This window comes from Anaerostipes sp. PC18 (assembly GCF_039789045.1).
Taxonomy (GTDB): Bacteria; Bacillota; Clostridia; order Lachnospirales; family Lachnospiraceae; genus Anaerostipes; species Anaerostipes hominis.
Map to the genome: position 1 here is coordinate 309,466 of NZ_CP121164.1, position 20,579 is coordinate 330,044.

The 20,579-nt window shown below is 46.8% G+C and carries 16 protein-coding genes, 1 tRNA gene and 1 pseudogene; 15 read left to right on the top strand and 3 right to left on the bottom strand.

The annotated features are described in order from the left end of the window. Positions 1-95: 95 nt before the first annotated feature. From P8F77_RS01645 to P8F77_RS01655, 3 genes are all read right to left on the bottom strand, one after another. Entirely contained in the window at positions 96-1,457 is a 1,362-nt protein-coding gene (locus tag P8F77_RS01645; RefSeq protein ID WP_024728775.1) for an MATE family efflux transporter, read from the bottom strand. 341 nt (positions 1,458-1,798) lie between these two features. Continuing rightward, the gene (locus P8F77_RS01650) at positions 1,799-3,496 is read right to left on the bottom strand and encodes an ABC-ATPase domain-containing protein (RefSeq protein ID WP_148459711.1); all 1,698 of its coding nucleotides are present in this window, start codon (positions 3,494-3,496) and stop codon (positions 1,799-1,801) included. A gap of 453 nt (positions 3,497-3,949) precedes the next feature. Then, positions 3,950-5,434 carry a hypothetical protein gene (locus P8F77_RS01655; RefSeq protein ID WP_287518697.1) on the bottom strand — a complete coding sequence of 495 codons (1,485 nt, stop codon included), beginning with the start codon at positions 5,432-5,434 and terminating at the stop codon, positions 3,950-3,952. A gap of 181 nt (positions 5,435-5,615) precedes the next feature. On the opposite strand from P8F77_RS01655, the gene P8F77_RS01660 reads away from it, so the two are divergent. The 15 genes and pseudogenes from P8F77_RS01660 to P8F77_RS01730 all read left to right on the top strand — a co-directional run bounded on the left by P8F77_RS01660 (position 5,616) and on the right by P8F77_RS01730 (position 20,579). Further along, positions 5,616-6,455: a 4Fe-4S binding protein gene (locus tag P8F77_RS01660; protein ID WP_270433506.1), complete on the top strand. Its 840-nt coding sequence runs from the start codon at positions 5,616-5,618 to the stop codon at positions 6,453-6,455. A 78-nt stretch (positions 6,456-6,533) separates the two neighbouring features. Next, positions 6,534-6,674 carry a hypothetical protein gene (locus P8F77_RS01665; RefSeq protein WP_235824606.1) on the top strand — a complete coding sequence of 47 codons (141 nt, stop codon included), beginning with the start codon at positions 6,534-6,536 and terminating at the stop codon, positions 6,672-6,674. 83 nt (positions 6,675-6,757) lie between these two features. Further along, positions 6,758-7,254: pseudogene (locus tag P8F77_RS01670) on the top strand (EAL domain-containing protein). A gap of 84 nt (positions 7,255-7,338) precedes the next feature. Beyond that, positions 7,339-7,412, top strand: a tRNA-Pro gene (locus tag P8F77_RS01675). Positions 7,413-7,739: 327 nt separating this feature from the next. Further along, entirely contained in the window at positions 7,740-8,936 is a 1,197-nt protein-coding gene (locus P8F77_RS01680) for a dicarboxylate/amino acid:cation symporter (protein ID WP_024728771.1), read from the top strand. Positions 8,937-8,939: 3 nt separating this feature from the next. Further along, positions 8,940-10,280: an MATE family efflux transporter gene (locus P8F77_RS01685; RefSeq protein WP_024728770.1), complete on the top strand. Its 1,341-nt coding sequence runs from the start codon at positions 8,940-8,942 to the stop codon at positions 10,278-10,280. A gap of 358 nt (positions 10,281-10,638) precedes the next feature. Next, positions 10,639-11,646 (top strand): 3-deoxy-7-phosphoheptulonate synthase, encoded by a 1,008-nt coding sequence (aroF, locus tag P8F77_RS01690; RefSeq protein WP_287519417.1) that lies wholly within the window; start codon positions 10,639-10,641, stop codon positions 11,644-11,646. Positions 11,647-11,711: 65 nt separating this feature from the next. Continuing rightward, on the top strand, positions 11,712-12,284 hold the full coding sequence (pth, locus tag P8F77_RS01695; RefSeq protein ID WP_148459706.1) for an aminoacyl-tRNA hydrolase: 573 nt from the start codon (positions 11,712-11,714) through the stop codon (positions 12,282-12,284). A gap of 26 nt (positions 12,285-12,310) precedes the next feature. Further along, positions 12,311-15,838, top strand: coding sequence for a transcription-repair coupling factor (mfd, locus tag P8F77_RS01700; protein WP_148459705.1), 3,528 nt, complete (start codon positions 12,311-12,313; stop codon positions 15,836-15,838). A 47-nt stretch (positions 15,839-15,885) separates the two neighbouring features. Beyond that, the gene (locus tag P8F77_RS01705) at positions 15,886-16,998 is read left to right on the top strand and encodes a peptidylprolyl isomerase (protein WP_287519420.1); all 1,113 of its coding nucleotides are present in this window, start codon (positions 15,886-15,888) and stop codon (positions 16,996-16,998) included. A gap of 73 nt (positions 16,999-17,071) precedes the next feature. Next, positions 17,072-17,260, top strand: coding sequence for a DUF951 domain-containing protein (locus tag P8F77_RS01710; RefSeq protein WP_024728765.1), 189 nt, complete (start codon positions 17,072-17,074; stop codon positions 17,258-17,260). A 100-nt stretch (positions 17,261-17,360) separates the two neighbouring features. Then, on the top strand, positions 17,361-17,648 hold the full coding sequence (rpsF, locus tag P8F77_RS01715) for a 30S ribosomal protein S6 (protein WP_024728764.1): 288 nt from the start codon (positions 17,361-17,363) through the stop codon (positions 17,646-17,648). A 27-nt stretch (positions 17,649-17,675) separates the two neighbouring features. After that, positions 17,676-18,128, top strand: coding sequence for a single-stranded DNA-binding protein (ssb, locus tag P8F77_RS01720; protein ID WP_006567634.1), 453 nt, complete (start codon positions 17,676-17,678; stop codon positions 18,126-18,128). Positions 18,129-18,144: 16 nt separating this feature from the next. Continuing rightward, complete coding sequence (rpsR, locus tag P8F77_RS01725) at positions 18,145-18,399, top strand: 30S ribosomal protein S18 (RefSeq protein ID WP_006567633.1); 255 nt, start codon at positions 18,145-18,147, stop codon at positions 18,397-18,399. 113 nt (positions 18,400-18,512) lie between these two features. Continuing rightward, the gene (locus P8F77_RS01730; RefSeq protein WP_148459703.1) at positions 18,513-20,579 is read left to right on the top strand and encodes a DHH family phosphoesterase; all 2,067 of its coding nucleotides are present in this window, start codon (positions 18,513-18,515) and stop codon (positions 20,577-20,579) included.

Sequence of the window (20,579 nt, forward strand, 5' to 3'; positions counted from 1 at the left end):
GCCTGCGGCAAATTGCATCTGGCACGCAAAGTTGTCAAGCCCCTCAAAGAGTGAGGGGTTGGGGCGTTGAAGTGGGCTTGCCCACTTTGTTCTTTTCATCCCTGCTGTGCAGCCGATTCTTTTTGTTCCCATTTCTTGCTTTTAAAATAGCAAAAACCGGCGATGGCAGGCAGCAGGGATGACAGAGCCTGCCCCAGATAGATTCCGGGGAATCCCAGTTTAAGAGGAAATGCAAACAGCCAGCTCAGGGGCAGGCGTACGATGACGGCATCTAAAACTGCATTTACCATGGCAATATGGGAAGAACCTATACCGATTGCGAAGGAATCAAACGTATACATAACTGCATAGACCAGACTGTTTGCACCACAGCATATTCGGAGGTACAAAATCCCGCTTTTCAGGACCTCCGGACTCGAGGGGTCAAACAGCATAATGATGGGCTCAGCAAAGATCTGGACGATCAGAACAGAGAACAGCGTCACCATGACATTGAGACGGAGACCGGTCAGGGTTGTTTTTTTCACGCGCCGGATATCATTTGCACCTATATTTTGACCGGCCATGGCTGTGACTGCCTGCCCCACAGCCCAGCACGGCATGCCTGCAAAAGTATTGATTTTCAGCCCGACACCGGATGCCGCTGCGGCGGCTGTACCGAAATTGTTGAGCATACCTGTAATCAATAGATAAGAAATATTGACGATGATCATCTGGCCGGCCGCCGGCAGACCAATTTTCATAATGACTGCCAGCTTATCGGCTTTGACCGCAAAGTTTCTGATTTTAAAATCAAAGACAAAGTTCCTGCGTTTCAGATGAATGACTGCGGTTACAAGTGAAATACCCTGGGAAAAAACTGTCGCGTAAGCCGCTCCTCTCGTTCCGATTCCCAGATAAGAGACTAAAAGCAGATCCAGTATGATATTAACGGCAGCAGCCACCGCGACAAAGTAAAGCGGACTCTTTGAATCTCCGAGCCCCTTCATAACCGAGCAAACGGAATGATACCCAAATACAAAAACAGTTCCCCAGCAGATGATTTCCATGTATGCACAGGCATCCTGCATTGCATCGGCAGGAATTTTTAATAAAATAAAAAGCGGTCTGCAGAATAGAAGTCCAAGTATGGTTATAAAAAGCGAAGCGATAAAGGTAACTGAAAAAAGCGTTCCGGTTGTTTCCGCCTGGCCTTTTATGTCGCCGGCTCCTTTAAATTGGGCGATCAGTACAGTCCCGCCCATGGTGATTCCCAGGCAGAAAGAATTAATAATAAAACAGAGCATGGAGGCGTTGCTTACAGCGGCAAGCCCGGCTTTTCCGACGGTCCTTCCGACCACCAGCATATCTGCGATGCTGTAAAATGATTGCAGCAGATTAGCTGACAGGAGAGGGAGTGCGAACAGGACCAGATTTTTTGTAATGTTTCCTTTGGTCAGGTTTTGTTTTTCTTTCATTTTCATGTTCCTTTCAAAAAAGCAGAGGGCATCATTAAAAGGGTGTGCCCTCTGTTCATATAAATAAAAAATACAAAAGGCAGCAGACAAAACATTGTCCGCTGCCCAGGTATGATTTATTTCCAGCTGTGAAAAACATACAAACAAAACCTGATGTCTCCATCAGTGTTTGGCATACTTCTTCATAATCTTGGCTCCGTACAATGTTTTGAATCATCAAATTGTATGGAGCTTTCATCAATACATAATTTTCCGAATATCATTGTACTCACCCTTTCTTTTCGTTGATAAGATAACTATAAAGGTCTCAGCTTCCTATGTCAAGCACTTCATAAATATGTCTAAAGCTTTCTGCAGCGGTTGAACGCCGCATGGATCTCCTGCCGTCTCGGCATTGCCAGATTAGATCTCACATATCCGCTGTCCAGTATCGCCGCAAGCCCTTTGGCGTCGATGAGCGCTAAAAGTTCCTCTGCGATTTGGCGCAGGTCTTTTCTGCCGTCGATCAGATGCAGCTGGGCATAAAGCAGAGCATAGGCGAGAGCTGTTGTCTGCTCAGAGTCACAGATCTGTTCTGCATACCGCAGGTCCACAGTCTCTTTGTTGATCTGGAATGCGTCTTTTCCGAGGGTTTTTAATTTGTTCCGGCTGTTTTTCAGGGACGGACGGCTGGGGTTTACAACACGGTGAAAAGAAGGGCTGTCCGGCTTTTCTTTCGGAATTGTTACCGGCGGAAAGGCTTTGGACTCCTCTTTTGCAAAGTCTGTGATCTCCCTCGGCACATAGCGGTCCATCTGTAAAATGTGGTCGGCAACCTGGAAATAGGCCCCGGAGCTTCCTGCCACAATGACGGAAGAAATACCGTGGTCTTCATACAGTCCCCGGACCCGTTCAATAAACGGAGTAATAGGCTCATGATCCCTGTGGACCACTCTCTGCATCAGTTCGTCACGAATCATAAAGTTGGTGGCGCTGGTGTCTTCATCGATGAGGAAAAGAGAAGTTCCGGCCTCCATACTCTCGATCACATTGGCCGCCTGGGAGGTGCTGCCGCTGGCGTCTTCAGTGGAGAAAGAAACCGTATCTTTTCCGTTTGGAAGATTATTGATAAACAGGGAAATATCTGTGTTTTTTATGCTGCGCCCGTCCTCTGCGCGGAGTTTTACCGCCGTGTCATCGGTGATGACATATTCACGGCCGTCATTTCTTATATGGTTGTAAACACCTAATTCCAATGCTTTCAGCAGTGTTGATTTTCCATGATAGCCCCCGCCTACGATCAAGGTAATGCCTTTTGGTATTCCCATGCCGGAGAGGGGACCGTGATGAGGAAGATTTAATGTGACTTTCAGGGAGTCCGGCGAATGGAAAGCCACAGCCTGCCTCATCGGACGCGGAGATACCCCGCTCTCCCTTGGGAGGACAGAACCATCTGCTACAAAAGCACAGAGATTCAGCTTCGGAAGCTGGTCACGAATATATTTTTGATCTTCGGCAAGGCTGATCACATCTTCGACGGCGCCTACGTTAAGCTTCTTATAATAGAAGGAAGACAATACACAGTCGGGAAGAAAGTCAAACAGGATTTTGATCAGTTCAAATGCGGCGATGGTCCGGCCCCTGGCAGGAAATCCGATCTCAAAATGGACGGAAATATCACCGGAATCCGGATGAATCAGCAGGGCAGTCCGTTCCAGTATCTCCTGTCCGCATTTGCTGATGGAAATGAGCCCGCTCTTTCCTGAGCCCTTTGCCTTAAAATTATAGGATTCAAGCTTTCTGCCGAAGATGCGGGTCAGATAGTCCTGCAGTGCGATCCGCTTATGGGACAGGTCAAAAAGCCGGGCAGGAAATCCGGCGTTTCTGCCGGGAATACTGATGCTTACTTTGGAGGGAGAGGCAAAGGGATCTCCCTGTACATGGTCAATATGCAGGGTATAGCCGCCGAACCGGTAGCTTCCTCTGGTGTCTTTATAGGCAGGATAGCCTTTATGATCGATACGCTCTAACAGCGATCTTAAATCATCTGAAGTCTTCATATGTTCTATCACCTTTCAAAATATGAGTTTTTTACCACTATTTCCGTCACGCTTTGAAATGCGTTCCTCCAATAGCGTTAAAATACTTTCGTTGGATAAAGATACTTGTCTGATGGATACCTATCCAGTTGATATTACGTCCATTTTCTGCATGATTGGAGTGAGGCATTCTAAGAGCCGAACGGGAAATCATGTGGAAAATGTCATCATAAGTATCCCACGATTAATTCGGTCAGTCAATCTGGTCCGAGTATTTTTTTTCTTTCAATGGCAAACACTGCGGGCAGTTGATATAATAATAACTTCTCGGAATCTCAATGAATTAGATTCTAACTGAAATTTGAAAACTGAATATCGTGCAGGAATAGAGATTTGGCAAAAAAGGGCATAAACGTTGGACATAGAGGAAGCTATGCCTTGAAAAATTCTATGGTATGGGGTAAGATATCATCATTAAGCGGCTAAACTTAATAATGATTCTTGAAATGCCTCCGTTGGCGGCATTTCCCAGGCATCAAGATGTTGCAGCATCATGATGCCGTAGAGGCGGCAGTACCACATCTTCGTAGAGCGGTGTCTGCCGTCTTCTAGTTTATAGTCTTCTTTCTCACGCTTGTTGGAGCGTTCCACGGAAGTCCTTCTGTCATATTCCTTTTCCCATGCTTTACTGTCCCTTGGCGGTATGTTAAATAACCTTGGATTATCATCGGTGAAGATGTGTACGGTTCTGCCGTATTTCGCCGGTGAGCAGGGATGCTCACAGAAGCAGCCGCATTTGCGGTTTGATTTCGGGCACCGGTATTTTGCCCGGTGTTTGGCAACCTCATATCCATCTTTGTGCATGCGTAAGCCCAGCTTACAGACAGGGACACCATCGCCGTCAATAGTGAAATCGTCCTTATAGGTAAAATGTCCGGTGTGGCCAGGATTGAGGTCAATAAAAGGAGAGATCTTTTCCTTCCGGCAGTATTCATAGACAGCATAAGCATCATGGGCGGAATCCAGGAGGAGTTTCTCAATACGGAATTCCGGGAGGTATGCTTTCATTGTAAAAAAGGAGTGAAGAAAAGAAAGCATATCATGTCGGGACGCTCTTTCTAAAAGCGGAAATACAGGGAGATCGCTGTAGGAATCAGAAGCCACATACATGTAGAGGTGGTAACCGAAGAAATAGCATTCCCGGTGGGAGTCCCATCCCCAGTTACAGTCCGGTTGGGAATAATGATGCTTGCAGTTACAGGAAGAACGGCCCTTTTCCTTACAGCCGCAGATCCTTTTTTTCCGTTGCTGAGCAGCAGTACGGACAGGAGTTCCGTCACCGGCCAGAGCAAGGTGCTCCGGATCAATCAGGCCTTTACGGACAGAAAGGCTTAGGAACTGCTGATGATAAAGACGGAATATCAGATAAAAAGGATTATCTGCTTTAAAGTGCCAGCGTTCCAACAAAGGAAGAAGTTTTGAAGCTGTACTGGAAGAATCGCAGGGAGTCTTATCGCCTTTCTTTTTTCCCTTAAGGGGTTTCATTTTAGGAAACCGGTCTTTCGGAGAAGAGTTGTTGGAGTCATCCTGCCAAATACGGGAGAAGAAATCGTAAAAGGTACCAACACCGGGAGTATCTCCGAAAGGGAAGCCACTGAGGATGGCATAAAGGGGAGTTTCCCGGAGCATACGGCACCAGACGGTAATGGAAGTCACTTTCAGTTTCAGGGCAAGCAGGTAAGAACGCAGCATGCAGGAAGGAAGCCGGGGTTCCGGTCCAAAGACAGAGTAGCAGTCCCGCATGATAGAATCAGTAGGTGAAAGATCGAGATACCAGAACTGCACGATATAATCCCAGGTGTTTTTGGAAAGCACAAAGGGATCAGGATAAAAATTCAGAAACTCGGATACGAAAGTATCCTGATAGGCGGCATGTCCGCCGGGATTAGTAGGTAACAAAGAAATCGCCTCCAATCGATTGAAATAAAATATAATCAATCGGCTTCGCCGCAAATTTTGAGCGATTTGTCAAGTGTTTTTAAAAAAAGTGGGTGATTTTTTTGAGATAGGGTCTGAAAGCCTTATAAAATCAGGGCTGAAGATTCCGAGAAGTTATAATAGATGAAAGGAGGATTAGCCGATGGAAATTGAAAGAGTCTGGGCAGTTTATTTCAGCGCTACAGATACAACGAAGAAAATTGTGACGGTTTTAGCCGGGGAGGCGGCCCGAACACTGCGTGCAGAGTACTGTGAATATGACTTTACGCTGCCTGCTTCAAGAAAGGATCTTCTTGTTTTTGGACCCCGGGATCTTGTGATCTTCGGGACGCCGGTATATGCGGGGAGAGTGCCAAATGTTCTGCTTGACTTTCTGAAAGAGTATATCAAGGGAAATCATGCCTGTGCGGTGCCGGTCACGGTTTACGGCAACAGAAACTATGACGATGCCCTGATCGAGCTTCGGGATCTTTTAGAGCAGAACAGGTTTCATACTGTGGCAGCAGCAGCTTTCGTGGGCGAACACTCTTTTTCGGATACCTTGGGCAGGGGGCGGCCGGATAACAGGGATGTGAGCCTTATAAGGGAGTTTGCATTCGGGCTCTGCGAACGTTTGAAGAGGACTGAAAAAGAAGATTACAGCCGTCCGGTATACGTAAAAGGGATCCGGAAGCCATACAGAGGCTATTACCGGCCCAGAGACAGAAAAGGAAAATTCATTGATATCAGAAAAGTAAAGCCCTTAACCTCCGGGGACTGTGACGGCTGCGGAATCTGTGCAAAAGTCTGCCCCATGGGTTCTATAAGGCGTGAAGATGTTGGGACAGTGGACGGGATCTGCATTAAATGCGGGGCCTGTATCAAGAAATGCCCGAGACATGCAAAATATTATGAGGATGAAGGGTATCTGTACCATAAGACAGAATTGGAAGAACAGTATACAAAGAGGGCTGAGCCTGAGATTTTTTTTCTGAATACATAGTGGGAGGAACGGATAATTAAAAATGTGATATTTGATATAAGAAATGTTCTTGAAGATTTTGGGTAGGAGAGATTATTTTTGAGGCTGGGTTTTGAAGGAGAAGCATTTTATTCGCTGGCGCCGGAATATAAAGAGCAGATTGACCTGCTCTATGAGCGCATTCACAAGATGACCGAAGAATATTCTTATGCATCCGGAAGAGCCTGTCTTTATCGATGATATGGAGGAAAATATTACCGCGGCAAAACTATATGGATACGAAGGAATCGTATTTAAAAGCAGGAAACAAACAGAGAAAAAGCTTGCAGAGCTCAGCATCTGAAAATAAAGATTGTGCTTTTTATAGTTCGTTTATTAAAAAATATCAGGATATTCTCAGAGAATATGAAATTTCTCCGGAGCTGGTCCCGCTGGAGATTACGGAAAGCGTCATGTCAGAGGCTGAGGTGCTGCTGAGAAATATTATAGATGAACTTCACAGCATCGGTTTTTCTGTGCTTATGGATGACTTTGGAACGGGCTACTTTTCCATGACGATGCTTGGCACCATGCCGATTGATGTGCTGAAGCTTGATAAAAGTTTGTGGACGATATCGGGGAGAGCAAAGGAGAGAAGATCGTAAGGAGCATTATTGATCTGTCGAGAGGTCTGGGTATCCGTCTCACGGCGGAGGAGGTCGAGACAGAGGAGCAGTACAAATTTTTGAGGAAACTGAAATGTGATGAAATCCAGGGATATTATTTTGTAAAGCCAATGTCGGGCGCTGTTTTTCAAGCTTTATTGAAGACTGACAAATAAAGTACAGAAAAATATACAATAATTTTAAAAAAAAATGAAATTTCCTCTTCCATTTTGGGGCCAGACGTAATATAATAGCAAAAGCGGGGCATGGCTCAGCTTGGTAGAGCGCGTGGTTCGGGACTACGAGGTCGCAGGTTCAAATCCTGTTGCCCCGACTGCTGAAAGCATCAGACGAAAGTCTGGTGTTTTTTCATTTCATAGGAAAGTTCTGCGACCTTCCCTATGAAATAAAAACGCTCTGCGAGCTGTACACAGATGCATAAGGAAATTATTTGACTGCGTCAAATCGTATCTGGCACGCAAAGTTATCAAGACCCTCAAAGAATGAGAGGTTGGGGAGATGAGGTGGTCTTGACCACTTTGTCCTTTTGAAAATCCTGTTGCCCCTTGTTATCTTTTTTTTCACGTCGTATAATAGTATTTTGTGGGGCAGACTGTTTTCTGCCGTTCAGAACAGAGAAAAATAGGGAGAATTATTTTATATGAAGAAGAAAAAATTAGGCCTGCTGATCCGGCTGCTGATCGGTATCACAGCGGGTATGCTGATCGGCTCTGCCGGAGATATATTCGGCGTCGGGGATACGTTTATCTTTAAAGGCGTAATCCGTCTTTTTGTTACTTTTACTACATTGTTCAGTACATTTTTAAATTTTATTATTCCGCTGCTGATTCTTTCTTTTGTGGCCGCAGGACTGGCCGACCTGGGGAAGAAGGCCAATAAGCTGTTTGGGGTGACTCTGCTGCTCGCATACGCATCTACGGTGATCGCAGGGATCAGTGCATTTTTTGCGGGAAAGGCACTTCTTCCTTACCTGATTCAGCGGATCACCGGCAGCGAGATCCAGACCAGGTCTTTTGAAGCCATCTTTGCGATTCAGGCTGACCCGGTGTTCGGAGTTATGACGGCTCTGATCCTGGCGTTCCTTTTAGGACTTGGAATCGCAAACAGTAAAAATGATACGCTGCTGCTTTGTTTAAAGGATCTTCAGGAGATCATCACCAAGACATTAAACAAGATTATCATACCGATGATCCCGTTTTACGTGGCAGGGCTGTTCAGTAAAATAGCAGCCGAAGGGAAACTGCTTCCGACCATAAAGATGTTTGTTAAACTGTATGTGATGATCCTGATCTTTCAGTGGCTTTACATTGCATTTCAGTTTTTGATATCCACACTGTTTACGAAAGAGAACAAGTTTAAGAATTTAAGAGGCATTGCGCCGGCGTATTTTACGGCACTGGGTACACAGTCTTCCGCATCGACGATCCCGGTAAACCTTGAAAGCAGTAAGGACAGCGGTGTGTCAGAAGATATTGCAGACTTTGTCATTCCATTATGTGCGACAATCCATCTCTCCGGAGACACGATCTGTCTGGTAATCGGTTCCATGGGTATTATGCTCGCCAACGGACTGACGCCGACATTGTCCATGTTTCTTCCGTTTATTTTTATGCTGGGTATTACCATGGTGGCGGCTCCGGGAGTTCCGGGAGGCGGAGTCATGGCGGCTCTCGGCCTCATCAAATCTATGCTTCATTTTACAGACCCGATGAGCCAGCTGATCATTTCTCTTCATTTTTCCCAGGACAGCTTTGGGACGGCCTGCAATATTACGGGCGATCAGGCAATCGCTTACATGGTCGACAGCATCGACAGAAAAAACGGAGAAAAGAAATAGGGAATGGAAAAAAGAAAGGAATTATTTACCAATAAAGATTTGAAAAAGCTGATCATTCCGCTGATCATCGAACAGCTTCTGACGGTAACCGTGGGTCTTGCCGACTCCATTATGATCTCCAGCGTGGGAGAGGCGGCGGTCTCAGGGGTGTCTCTGGTGGACAGCATCATGATTCTGCTCATCAACATGTTTTCGGCTCTGGCCACCGGGGGAGCCGTGGTGGCAGGCCAGTATCTGGGCCAGAAAAAGCACGTGATGGCCTGCAAGACCGCAGACCAGCTGATCTTATTTATTTCAGCCCTGGCTGCGGTGATCATGGCCGGCATTTATGCAATGAGAGGCTTTATCCTCCACGGAGTTTTCGGGGCCATCGAACCGGCAGTTATGCACAGCGCGGAAGTTTATCTTCTGATCGTGACGGCGTCGATTCCGTTTCTGGCAGTTTACAACGGATGTGCGGCCTTGTTCAGGACTATGGGGAATTCCAAGACAGCCATGCAGATGTCACTCTTTATGAATGCTGTCAATATCATAGGCAACGCTGTCCTGATCTACGGTGTGGGAATGGGCGTGGAAGGAGCGGCGATTCCTACGCTGGCATCCCGGGTAATCGCTGCGGCAGTGATCCTTGTGCTTTTGAAAAACAGGAATCAGGCAGTCCATATCAGCAGAAATTTTAATTTCAAGTTCAAAGGTTTTTTGGTCGGCAGAATATTGAAGATCGGTGTCCCCAACGGGGTGGAAAACAGCATGTTTCAGCTTGGAAAGATTCTTGTTTTAAGCCTGGTTGCCGGGTTTGGGACTGCATCGATCACGGCCAATGCAGTCAGCAACATGGTGGCTATGTTTGAGATCATCCCGGGAATGGCAGTAGGGCTTGCGGTGCTGACTGTTGTATCCAGATGTGTAGGTGCCAATGATTATGAGGCAGCCCGGTATTATACAAAGAAACTGTTAAAGATCGCCTACGCTTCCCTGATCGTGTTTAACCTGTTTATTGTTGCCATGCTTCCTGTGATCATCCGGGCATATCATCTGTCGCCGGAGACCGCGGCCATTACAAGAAAGATCTTGCTGTACCACACACTGTGCTGTGTGACGATCTGGCCTGTTTCCTTTACTCTGCCCAATACTCTCAGGGCTTCCAATGATGTAAAGTACACGATGGTCACCGCAATCATTTCTATGTGGATCTTTCGAATCTTTTTCAGCTTTGTCCTCGGGAAATGGCTTGGATGGGGAGTGTTTGGAGTATGGGTCGCAATGACACTGGACTGGGCGGTGCGGGCCGTGCTTTTCCTGATCCGGTACATAAAAGGCAAGTGGCAGTACAGGACGATTTAACTTGACAAGAACGAGACAATCGTGTAAATTAATAGGCATAAGCTATTGGTTTGATAGATAAAAGTTATTAATTCAGAACGAAAGCAGCAATATTCGGAGATTATCATGTCAGCAAAAGGTAAAATGACAAATACATATGGTTTTTCATTTTATTTCTGGGGTTATTATTTTAATCCCGGCTTTTTGCGCTACAATGAATCATCTCCTGAAATCCGGTAGAAAGATCCATCGGTAAAGATCATTTTTAGGACCTGTATTCTTGTAGTGGAATACAGGTCCTTTTTATTTCACAGAAAAGGTTATAACCTTTCCTGTTCGCAGGCAAAAATCTATTTAATTTTCAAGGAGGAAAAGTACAATGATTATTATTTTAAAGAATGACGCAGAAAAACAGCAGGTGGAAGAATTAAAGCAGGAGATGGTATCCCAGGGCTTTGCCATTCATGAATCTGCAGGGATCAACACCCAGCTTTTAGGGCTGATCGGGGACACATCCAAGGTCGATGTCGACCATGTGATGGCAAATGATATTGTGGAGACCGTGCAGCGGATTCAGGAACCATACAAGAAGGCAAACAGGAAGTTCCATCCGAATGACACGGCTGTGGATATCGCGGGAGTAAAGATAGGCGGAGGAGAGTTTCAGGTGATCGCCGGTCCGTGCTCCATTGAGACGAAAGAGCAGATGACAGAAGTGGCACAGAAGGTAAAAGAAGCAGGAGCAGGTCTTCTGCGCGGAGGGGCATTTAAGCCGAGGACATCACCTTACGCTTTCCAGGGGCTCCACGATGAGGGGCTCAGGCTTCTGCTGGAGGCTAAAAAAGCCACGGGTCTTCCCGTGGTGACAGAGATCATGGATGCCGGCCATCTTCCTCTGTTTGAGGGTGTGGACCTGATCCAGGTGGGAACCAGAAATATGCAGAACTTTGAACTGTTAAAAGAACTTGGCAAGATAGATAAACCAATTCTTTTAAAGAGAGGAATGGCCTGTACCATTGACGAGTGGCTTATGAGCGCCGAGTACATCATGGCAGGCGGGAATGAGAACGTGATCTTGTGTGAGCGGGGGATCAGGACTTACGAGACCGCGGTGAGAAATACGCTGGATCTGTCCGCCATTCCGATGATCAAGAAGAAATCCCATCTCCCGGTTATCGTAGATCCTTCTCACGCCACAGGCATCCGTTTCATGGTAGAGCCTATGGCCCTTGCCGCCATTGCGGCGGGCGCCGACGGCCTGATGGTAGAGGTACACAACAATCCGGCCAAGGCACTTTGCGACGGCCCTCAGTCACTGACACCGGAAGGATTTGACCATATGATGCAGAAGGTGATGAAAACAAGAGACTTCTTTCAAAATTTATAATCTTTTGTTATACTGGTTCCAGACTTATTTGAAAAGAAAAGGAATCAGGACAAAGGAGCAGCAAAATGAAAGTAATCGTCGGACTGGGCAATCCCGGAAGACAGTATGAACGGACCAGACACAACATCGGCTTTGAAGCCATTGATTATATTGCCGGGAAAAACCAGATAGAAATTTCTTCAAAAAAGCATAAGGCGCTCATCGGAAGCGGATACTTAGGAGGACAGAGGGTACTGCTCGTAAAGCCGCAGACCTTTATGAACTTAAGCGGGGAGAGCCTTCGGGGAATCATGGACTTTTACAAACTGGAGCCTTCAGACTTTATTGTAATATTCGATGATATTTCTCTGGACGTAGGGCAGCTCAGGATCAGGAGAAAGGGCAGTGCCGGAGGCCATAACGGGATCAAGAGCATCATCAGCCATCTGGGAAGCATGGATTTTCCGCGGGTAAAAATAGGAGTCGGAGAAAAGCCCAAGGGATATGATCTGGCAGACTACGTGCTGGGCCATTTTTTAAAGAATGAACTGGAAATTTATGATGATGTGTTTCCGGATGTGGACAATGCGGTGAAACTTATGGTGATAGATGACATATCCGGGGCTATGAACCAATATAATAAAAAAGCGAGGAAGTAACCGCAGCAGAAAGTAAGGAATGAGACGTGTTAGATCATATTTTTGAGAATGATGCAGTGTTTGAACAGATAAAAACAGGCCTTGAGAACAATCAGGGCCCTGTTTTAGTGTCAGGATGTACGGACGGGGCAAAAGCCCATCTGGTCAGTGCACTGAGAGGAAAAAAGAAGCGCGGTAACTATAAGGTGATCGTGACAGCAGATGAGAATAAGGCCAAGGAGTGGGTGGAAAACTATCGGTTCTTCGGGGAAGACGCCGTCTACTTTCCTGCCAAAGACCCGCTGTTTTACAGCGCCGACATCCATGGAAATGCCATTGCAAAAGAACGGCTCAGGGGGATCGAGAGTATCATTAAAGGACAGGGAGGTGTCTTCGTCCTTTCTGTCGACGCCCTGATGGACCGGGTTGTACCCCTTGCGGAGATCAAGAAAAACCGGGTGATGATCAGCCTGGAGACAGAGGTTTCCGAGCAGGAGATTACGAAAAAATTTACCGCTATGGGATATGAGAGGACTCCATTTGTAGAGGCGGCCGGAGAATTTGCGGTCAGGGGCGGGATCATCGACATTTACCCGTTTACATCGGACTGCCCGTACAGGATTGAACTCTGGGGGGAGGAGGTCGATTCGATTCGCAGTTTTGATGCCCAGAGTCAGCGGTCCATTGAAGAAGTAAAGAGTCTGACGGTCTATCCTGCCACGGAGATTGTTTTAAGCGAAGAACGGATCTCACAGGGACTAAAAAAGATCGAGGCCGAGTATCAGGACTTGAAAGAGACGTTCCACAAAGCCTTTGAGACGGACAAAGAGGTCAGGCTCACGAAGGAATTTCAGAGGATCAGAGAAGAGCTCTCGGAACTTTCCATGCTCATCGGAGTAGAAGGATATCTTCCGTATTTTTATGACAGGCTGGTGTGTTTCCTTGACTATTTCCCGAAAAATACCGCGGTCTATGTGGATGAGCCGCAGCATGTGGAAGAGAGGGGACGGGGCTTTTTCCTGGAGTTTACGGAGAGCATGAAAAGCCGTTTGGAGGCCGGATATCTGCTGCCGGGGCAGATGGATACGGTAGCTTGTTTTGACGAGGCTCTGAACCGCCTGCTGAAACAGCCGGCCGTTTTCTTGGCTTCACTGGCATCTGAGGTGAAGGCTGCGAAGGCGGCAGACACATTTTTCATGGAGACAAAGTCTGTCCAGTCCTACAACAACAGCTTTGAGCAGCTGATCAAGGACCTGAGAAGGTACCAGAAAAAAGAATATCGGATTCTTGTTGTCTCCCCTTCGGTGACCAGAGCAAAGCGCCTGGCTGAGGATATGAGAGACAGCGGACTGACTGTCACATACGATAAGAAACCGTCAGAAGATATGGTTCCCGGACAGATCGTCATCACGCCAGGCAAATTAAAGAGCGGCATCGAATACCCGGAGACGAAATGGGTGCTGATCTCTGAGAGCGATATTTTCAGCGGAAGGAAAGAAAAACGCAGGAAGAAAGCCGCTTTTAAGGGAAAAGGCGAGAAGATAAAGAACTTCGCGGATATTTCCATCGGCGACTATGTAGTTCATGAAAAGCACGGCGTCGGAATCTACCGGGGAATTGAAAAAATCACCGTAAACAACGTCGAGAAGGACTATATCAGCATCGAGTATAAAGGCGGGGACAATCTGTTTATTCTTGCCTCGGCCCTGGACCAGATCGCAAAATACGCCAGCGCCAATGCAAAGAAGCCCCGGCTTAACAAGCTGGGAGGGAATGAGTGGAAGAAGACCACGAAACGGGTCAGGGGCCAGGTGCGTGAAACCGCCAAAGAGCTGGTGGAGCTGTATGCGGTCCGGCAGGCCAAAGAAGGGTATGTCTATGATAAAGATACGGTTTGGCAGAGAGAGTTTGAGGAAATGTTTCCTTATGAGGAAACGCAGGACCAGCTCAATGCCATAGAGGACGTGAAGCGGGACATGGAAAGTACGAAAATCATGGACCGGCTCATCTGCGGGGATGTGGGATACGGAAAGACGGAAGTAGCCATCCGGGCGGCCTTCAAGACTGTGACCAACGGAAAACAGGTGGCATATCTGGTACCTACAACGATTCTTGCCCAGCAGCACTACAATACATTCTGCGAGCGCTTTCAGAATTATCCGATGACCGTCAGGGTGATGTCCAGATTCTGTACTCCCAGGGAACAGAAAGAGACGATGGAAGGCCTGAAAAAAGGAATCGTGGATGTGGTCATCGGGACACACCGGCTCCTTTCCAAAGACGTGAAGTATAAAGACCTGGGACTTTTGATCATAGATGAAGAACAGCGTTTCGGCGTGGGACATAAAGAGAAGATCAAGACACTGAAGAAAGATGTGGACGTGCTTTCTCTCTCCGCAACACCGATTCCGAGGACGCTGCATATGAGTCTGATCGGGATCAGGGATATGAGCATTTTAGAGGAACCTCCCCACGACCGAAGAGCGATCCAGACTTATGTGATGGAATACAACGAGGAGCTCGTAAAAGAAGCAGTCCACCGGGAGATGACGAGAGGCGGTCAGGTATACTATGTATATAACCGGGTCAATAACATTGCGGAGATCACGAGTGAGCTCCAGAAACTCCTGCCCAATGCAAAAGTGGCATTTGCCCACGGACAGATGCGGGAGAGGGAACTTGAAAATATCATGATGCAGTTTATGGAAAAGGAGATCGACGTGCTCGTCTCCACGACTATCATTGAGACCGGGCTGGATATACCGAACGTGAACACGATGATCATTCATGACGCCAACCAGCTGGGACTTTCCCAGTTATATCAGCTCAGGGGACGCGTCGGGCGCTCCAACCGGAACGCATTTGCATTTTTAATGTACAAAAGGGACACTTTATTAAAAGAGACAGCGGAGAAAAGGCTCCAGGCGATCCGGGAATTTACGGACCTGGGATCGGGATACAAGATCGCCATGCGGGATCTGGAGATTCGGGGAGCGGGAAATCTGCTGGGGGAAGAACAGTCCGGCCATATGGAAGCGGTGGGATATGATCTGTACTGTAAGATGCTCAATGACGCAGTGCTGAGACTCAAAGGAGAACTTTCAGAGGATACGGATTTTGACACGACACTGGATCTGAATATTGATGCCTTTCTTCCATCCGCCTATATCAGAAACGAAGTGGAGAAGCTGGAGCTTTATAAACGGATATCTGCCATCGAGACGAAGGATGAGCTGGAAGATATGCAGGATGAGCTCCTGGACCGTTTCGGCGATCTCCCGGCAGCGGTGGTCAATCTGCTCCATATCGCTCTGTTAAAATCTATGGCTCACCACGCCTATATGACGGATGTGAAACAGAAGGGCGAGAAAGTATTCTTTGAGATGAATCCGGAGGCAAATGTGCAGGTGGAGAAGATCCCGGATGTGCTGAACGAATTTCCGAAGGAACTCTCTGTCAGTGCCGGGGAGCATCCTGTATTTGTACTGGATCTTTCATCCGCGAAGAAAAGCGCATGGCTTTCAAAGATTGAACATTGTGTAAACTCATTGGATGCGTTGATTATCAGATCGTAATGTAGTATAATCCAAAATGGAAATAAATTAAACGGAGGAAACGAAGAATGAAACGTGTAGCGAAGAAGATTGTATGTCTTGCGGCGGTTATGGCTTTGTGCGCGGCCTTATTGGCAGGCTGCAAGAAGCAGGATGACAAGACGCTGTTTGAATATGCAGGAAATAAGGTGACCTATAAGGAAGCCCATGTATATGCCAGGATCATGCAGTACAGCGCAGAGCAGCAGTACGCATCCTATTTAGGCGATAAACTGTGGTCTACCCAGGTCGGTACCGATAAAAAGGGCAAAAAGATCACAATGCAGGATTCAATTAAAGACAATGTCATCAACCAGATCAAGACTGTAAAAGTATTGGCCGACCACGCAGATGACTACAAGGTAAAGCTTACTTCGGATGAGAAGAAACAGCTGGACGAATCCGTAAAATCTTTTACAAAAAATGAACTTGGAAAACGTGTGATGAAGGTGACCGGGGCAGACAAAGATTACATCAAGGAAATTCAGCAGGAAAATCTGATCGCCCAGAAGGTTATGAATGCGATCATTGAAAAGGCAGATGTGAAAGTGACAGACGACGAAGCGAAGACCGTAAAAGTATACAAGCTCGTTTTCACGACGAAGAAAACAGACAGCAAGACCGGCAAAGAAGTAGCTATGACTGCAAAAGAAAAGACAGCTCAGCAGAAGAAAGCCAAAGAAGCGTTGAAGGCGATCAGGAAAGGTCAGAGCGTCAAGGCAGTAGCCAAGAAGTATAAAGTCGACACAGACAACGAAGAAAGCTACACAAAGGGAAAAGCAGCTCTCGGAACCAAGTTTGAAGATGCGGCTTCCAAATTAAAGAAGAATCAGGTCAGCGGCGTAGTCGAGACAGACGATGCGTATGTCATCATCAAGATGCTGAACCCGAATGTAAAGAGTGAGCTTGCCACATCCAAGAGTACGCTTCTGCAGGAAAAACAGCAGGAAGCATACCAGAAGGTATATAAAAAGTGGACGAAGGATGCAGACAAGGAGTGGGACGATGACAAGAGCATCGATCAGGAACTGTGGAAAAAGATCACATTTAAGTATAAGGCAACGACTACAGCTACCGAAAAAACGACCACAGAAGCCACAACCACAGCAAAGCAGAAAGCAACGACAGAGAAGAAAAAGTAATACAGCTCTTTGTGAAAGGCAGCCCATGATCCGGCTGCCTTTTTCGTAAAGATCAGAGAAAAGGAGGCAGTGTATGGAATTTCAGATCGGCGATGTGATCAAAATGAAGAAACCTCATCCGTGCGGGAGCAATGAGTGGGAGATATTGAGGGTCGGCATGGATTTCCGGCTGAAATGTACGGGCTGCGGCCGGCAGGTAATGGTGTCAAGGAAGCTCGTGGAGAAGAATTTCAGGGGATTTGTGAAAAAAGCTTGCGGTTAAAAGGAATTTATGGTAACATATCAACTTGTGATATATAAATTTATCCTTGCTCTTGGCAGAAGATCAAGAGCCGAAAAGACCAGAAGGAGGTGCAGATAACATGAGTAAATATGAACTCGCATTAGTCGTGAATGCTAAGATCGAAGACGAAGCAAGAGCGGAAGTAGTGGAAAAAGCAAAAGCTATGATTACAGAAGCAGGAGCTGAGATCACGAATGTCGATGAATGGGGAAAGAAGCGTTTAGCTTACGAGATCCAGAAGATGAGAGAAGGATACTACTACTTCATCCAGTTCGACGCAGAGACAGAAGTTCCGGCTGTTTTAGAAGAAAAACTTCGAATTACAGAAAATGTATTACGTTATTTAGTCGTAAAACAGGATGCCTAACACTTTGATAGGCAGGAGGAATCCAATATGAATAAAGTGATTTTGATGGGCCGTCTAACCAGAGACCCGGATGTGAGATACTCACAGGGTGAGAGAGCGACGGCAGTTGCAAGATATACTTTAGCTGTAAACAGGAGATTCAAGAGGGATGGCGAACCGGATGCAGACTTTATCAACTGTGTCGCATTTGGACGTGCCGGCGAATTTGCCGAGAAGTATTTTCGCCAGGGAATCAAGATTGTCATCTCAGGAAGAATCCAGACAGGTAGTTACACCAACAAGGACGGAATCAAGGTCTATACCACCGACGTTATTGTAGAAGAACAGGATTTCTGCGAGAGCAAAGCGGCAACTGACCAGTACAACGGAGGAGGAATGCAGACAGCAAATCCTTCGAAGCCGCCGCAGCCGAGCCAGGCCGCAGGAGACGGTTTTATGAACATTCCGGACGGATTGGAAGAGGAACTGCCATTTAGTTAAATTAGGAGGTTTAATCATGGCTTATAATAGAGGTGATTCTCCAAACAGGAGAAGAGGCGGACGCAGAAGAAGAAAAGTATGTGCATTCTGTACAGAAGCCGATGCCGTTATCGATTACAAAGATGTAGCGACATTAAAGAAATATGTTTCTGAGAGAGGCAAGATCCTGCCGAGACGTATCACAGGAACATGTGCAAAGCATCAGAGAGCTGTCACAAGCGCGATCAAAAGAGCAAGACATCTCGCTTTAATGCCTTACACACAGGACTAATAAAAGACAAGCCGCCGTATCCCTATGGATATGGCGGTTTTTTTGACCTTGCCTGCCAGTCATGCTATAATGAAAAATACAATATTTGAATCCGAGGTTTAAGGAGCCGTATCATGAAAAATAAAAATACAAGTATAAGCGTCAGCAAAGATATCGTCTGGCCCGTTCTGGCCGGACTGTTGTTTTTGATGGCAGACATCCTGGTGTTTTCCATTGACGTGAAGTCCGGGATCATCCTGGCCTGTTTTGTACTGATCTTCTTTTTGTTTTCCGTGCTTTATTATCCGTATTATAAGAAGAAGATGACACAGGAAACGATGGACTTTTTATTCGAGCAGAGCCGGGTCCAGAACCATTTGATCAAAGAGCTGCCCCTGCCCTATGTGCTGATTGGCGGGGACGGGGATATCATGTGGTATAATCAGGCATTTGAAAAGATTTTGAACGGGAAGAACATTTCCAAGCTTCAGCAGATGTTCCCCGAACTGGACAAGAATCTGCTTCCGTCGGAGATGAATCACGCAGTCTCCCACGTGAAAAAAGAGATCAGGGAGAAAGAACAGGAAATGACCTGCTTTTACAAGATCGAGTTTGTGAGGATCCAGATGGACAGTCTTATCGATGAGGAGACAGAGAGCAAGTCCAAACAGTGGCTCAGAGACCAGTCGATGATTGCCGCCTATATCTTTGACCAGACCATGCTCAAGATGTATATGGAGCAGAACGAAAATCAGCGGATGGTGGTCGGACTGATCTATATTGATAATTATGATGAACTTCTGGACAACGTGGATGAAGTAAAACAGTCCATGCTTCTGGCGCTGACAGACCAGAAGATCAATAAATTTATCCAGAATATTTCCGGCATTGTCAAAAAGACGGAGAAGGATAAGTATTTGATCATCTTTCAGCAGAAGTATCTGGAGAAAGTCAAAGCCGAGAAGTTTCATATTCTGGAGGAAGTCAAGAGTATCAATCTCGGAAGCAGCGGCAATATGACGCTGAGCATCAGCCTTGGGATCAACGGTCAGAGCTACCAGGAAAACTACGAGGCTGCATGCACGGCCATGGACCTGGCTCTTGGACGGGGCGGCGACCAGGCGGTGATCAAGGACGGCGAGGATATTTCCTACTACGGGGAGAATGCCGCCGTAGTTGAGAAAAATACGAGAGTCAAAGCCAGAGTCAAGGCCCACGCATTGAGAGAACTTCTGGAATCCAAAGAAAATGTAGTTATTATGAGCCATAAAATACCGGACCCGGATGCCATGGGGGCTGCGGTGGGATTATACCGCCTGGGGCTTTCTCTGGGCAGAAAGGCCCACATCGTCATGAATGAGGTGACGATTTCGGTGCGCCCGATCATGGAAGAACTGCTGTCGTGTGAAGAATACGATGAGGACATGTTTATCTCCAGCGATACGGCCAGGGAAATCACGGATGACAACACCCTGCTGATCGTTGTGGACGTAAATCATGCAAGCTATACCGAGTGTGAAGATCTGCTGGAACAGACCAATACGATCGTCATACTGGACCACCACAGGAAAGGAAAAGAGACGATCAAGTATCCGGTCCTCTCTTATATCGAGCCTTATGCCTCTTCTACGTGCGAGCTGGTGGCGGAGGTTCTTCAGTATATCACTACGAAGCCTAAGCTTCTCCCGGTGGAAGTCAATGCCATGTACTTCGGCATGCTGATTGATACGGATAATTTTGTCAACAAGACAGGGGTTCGGACGTTCGAAGCGGCGGCGTTTCTGAAACGGAGCGGAGCAGACTTAAATAAAGTACGGAAAATGTCCAGGACCAGTATGGACTCATACAGAATCCGGGCAAAAGCGGTCAGCGATGCTGAGATCATGTATGGTTCCTTTGCCATTGCTACTCTGGTGGGGATCGGCATCGACAGTCCGACGGTGGTCGGGGCCCAGGTGGCCAATGAACTTTTAGATATTGACGGAATCAAGGCATCCTTTGTATTGACCGGCGTGGAAGAGCGCGTCTATGTCAGCGCCAGATCAATTGACGAGGTGAATGTACAGAAGATTATGGAGCAGTTCGGAGGAGGAGGCCATCTGACCGTGGCCGGTGCCCAGATGGTCGATGTTTCCCTGTATGACGCAAAACAGATCATCAAGGGGACTCTGCAGTTTATGAAAGAGGAAGGAGACATATAA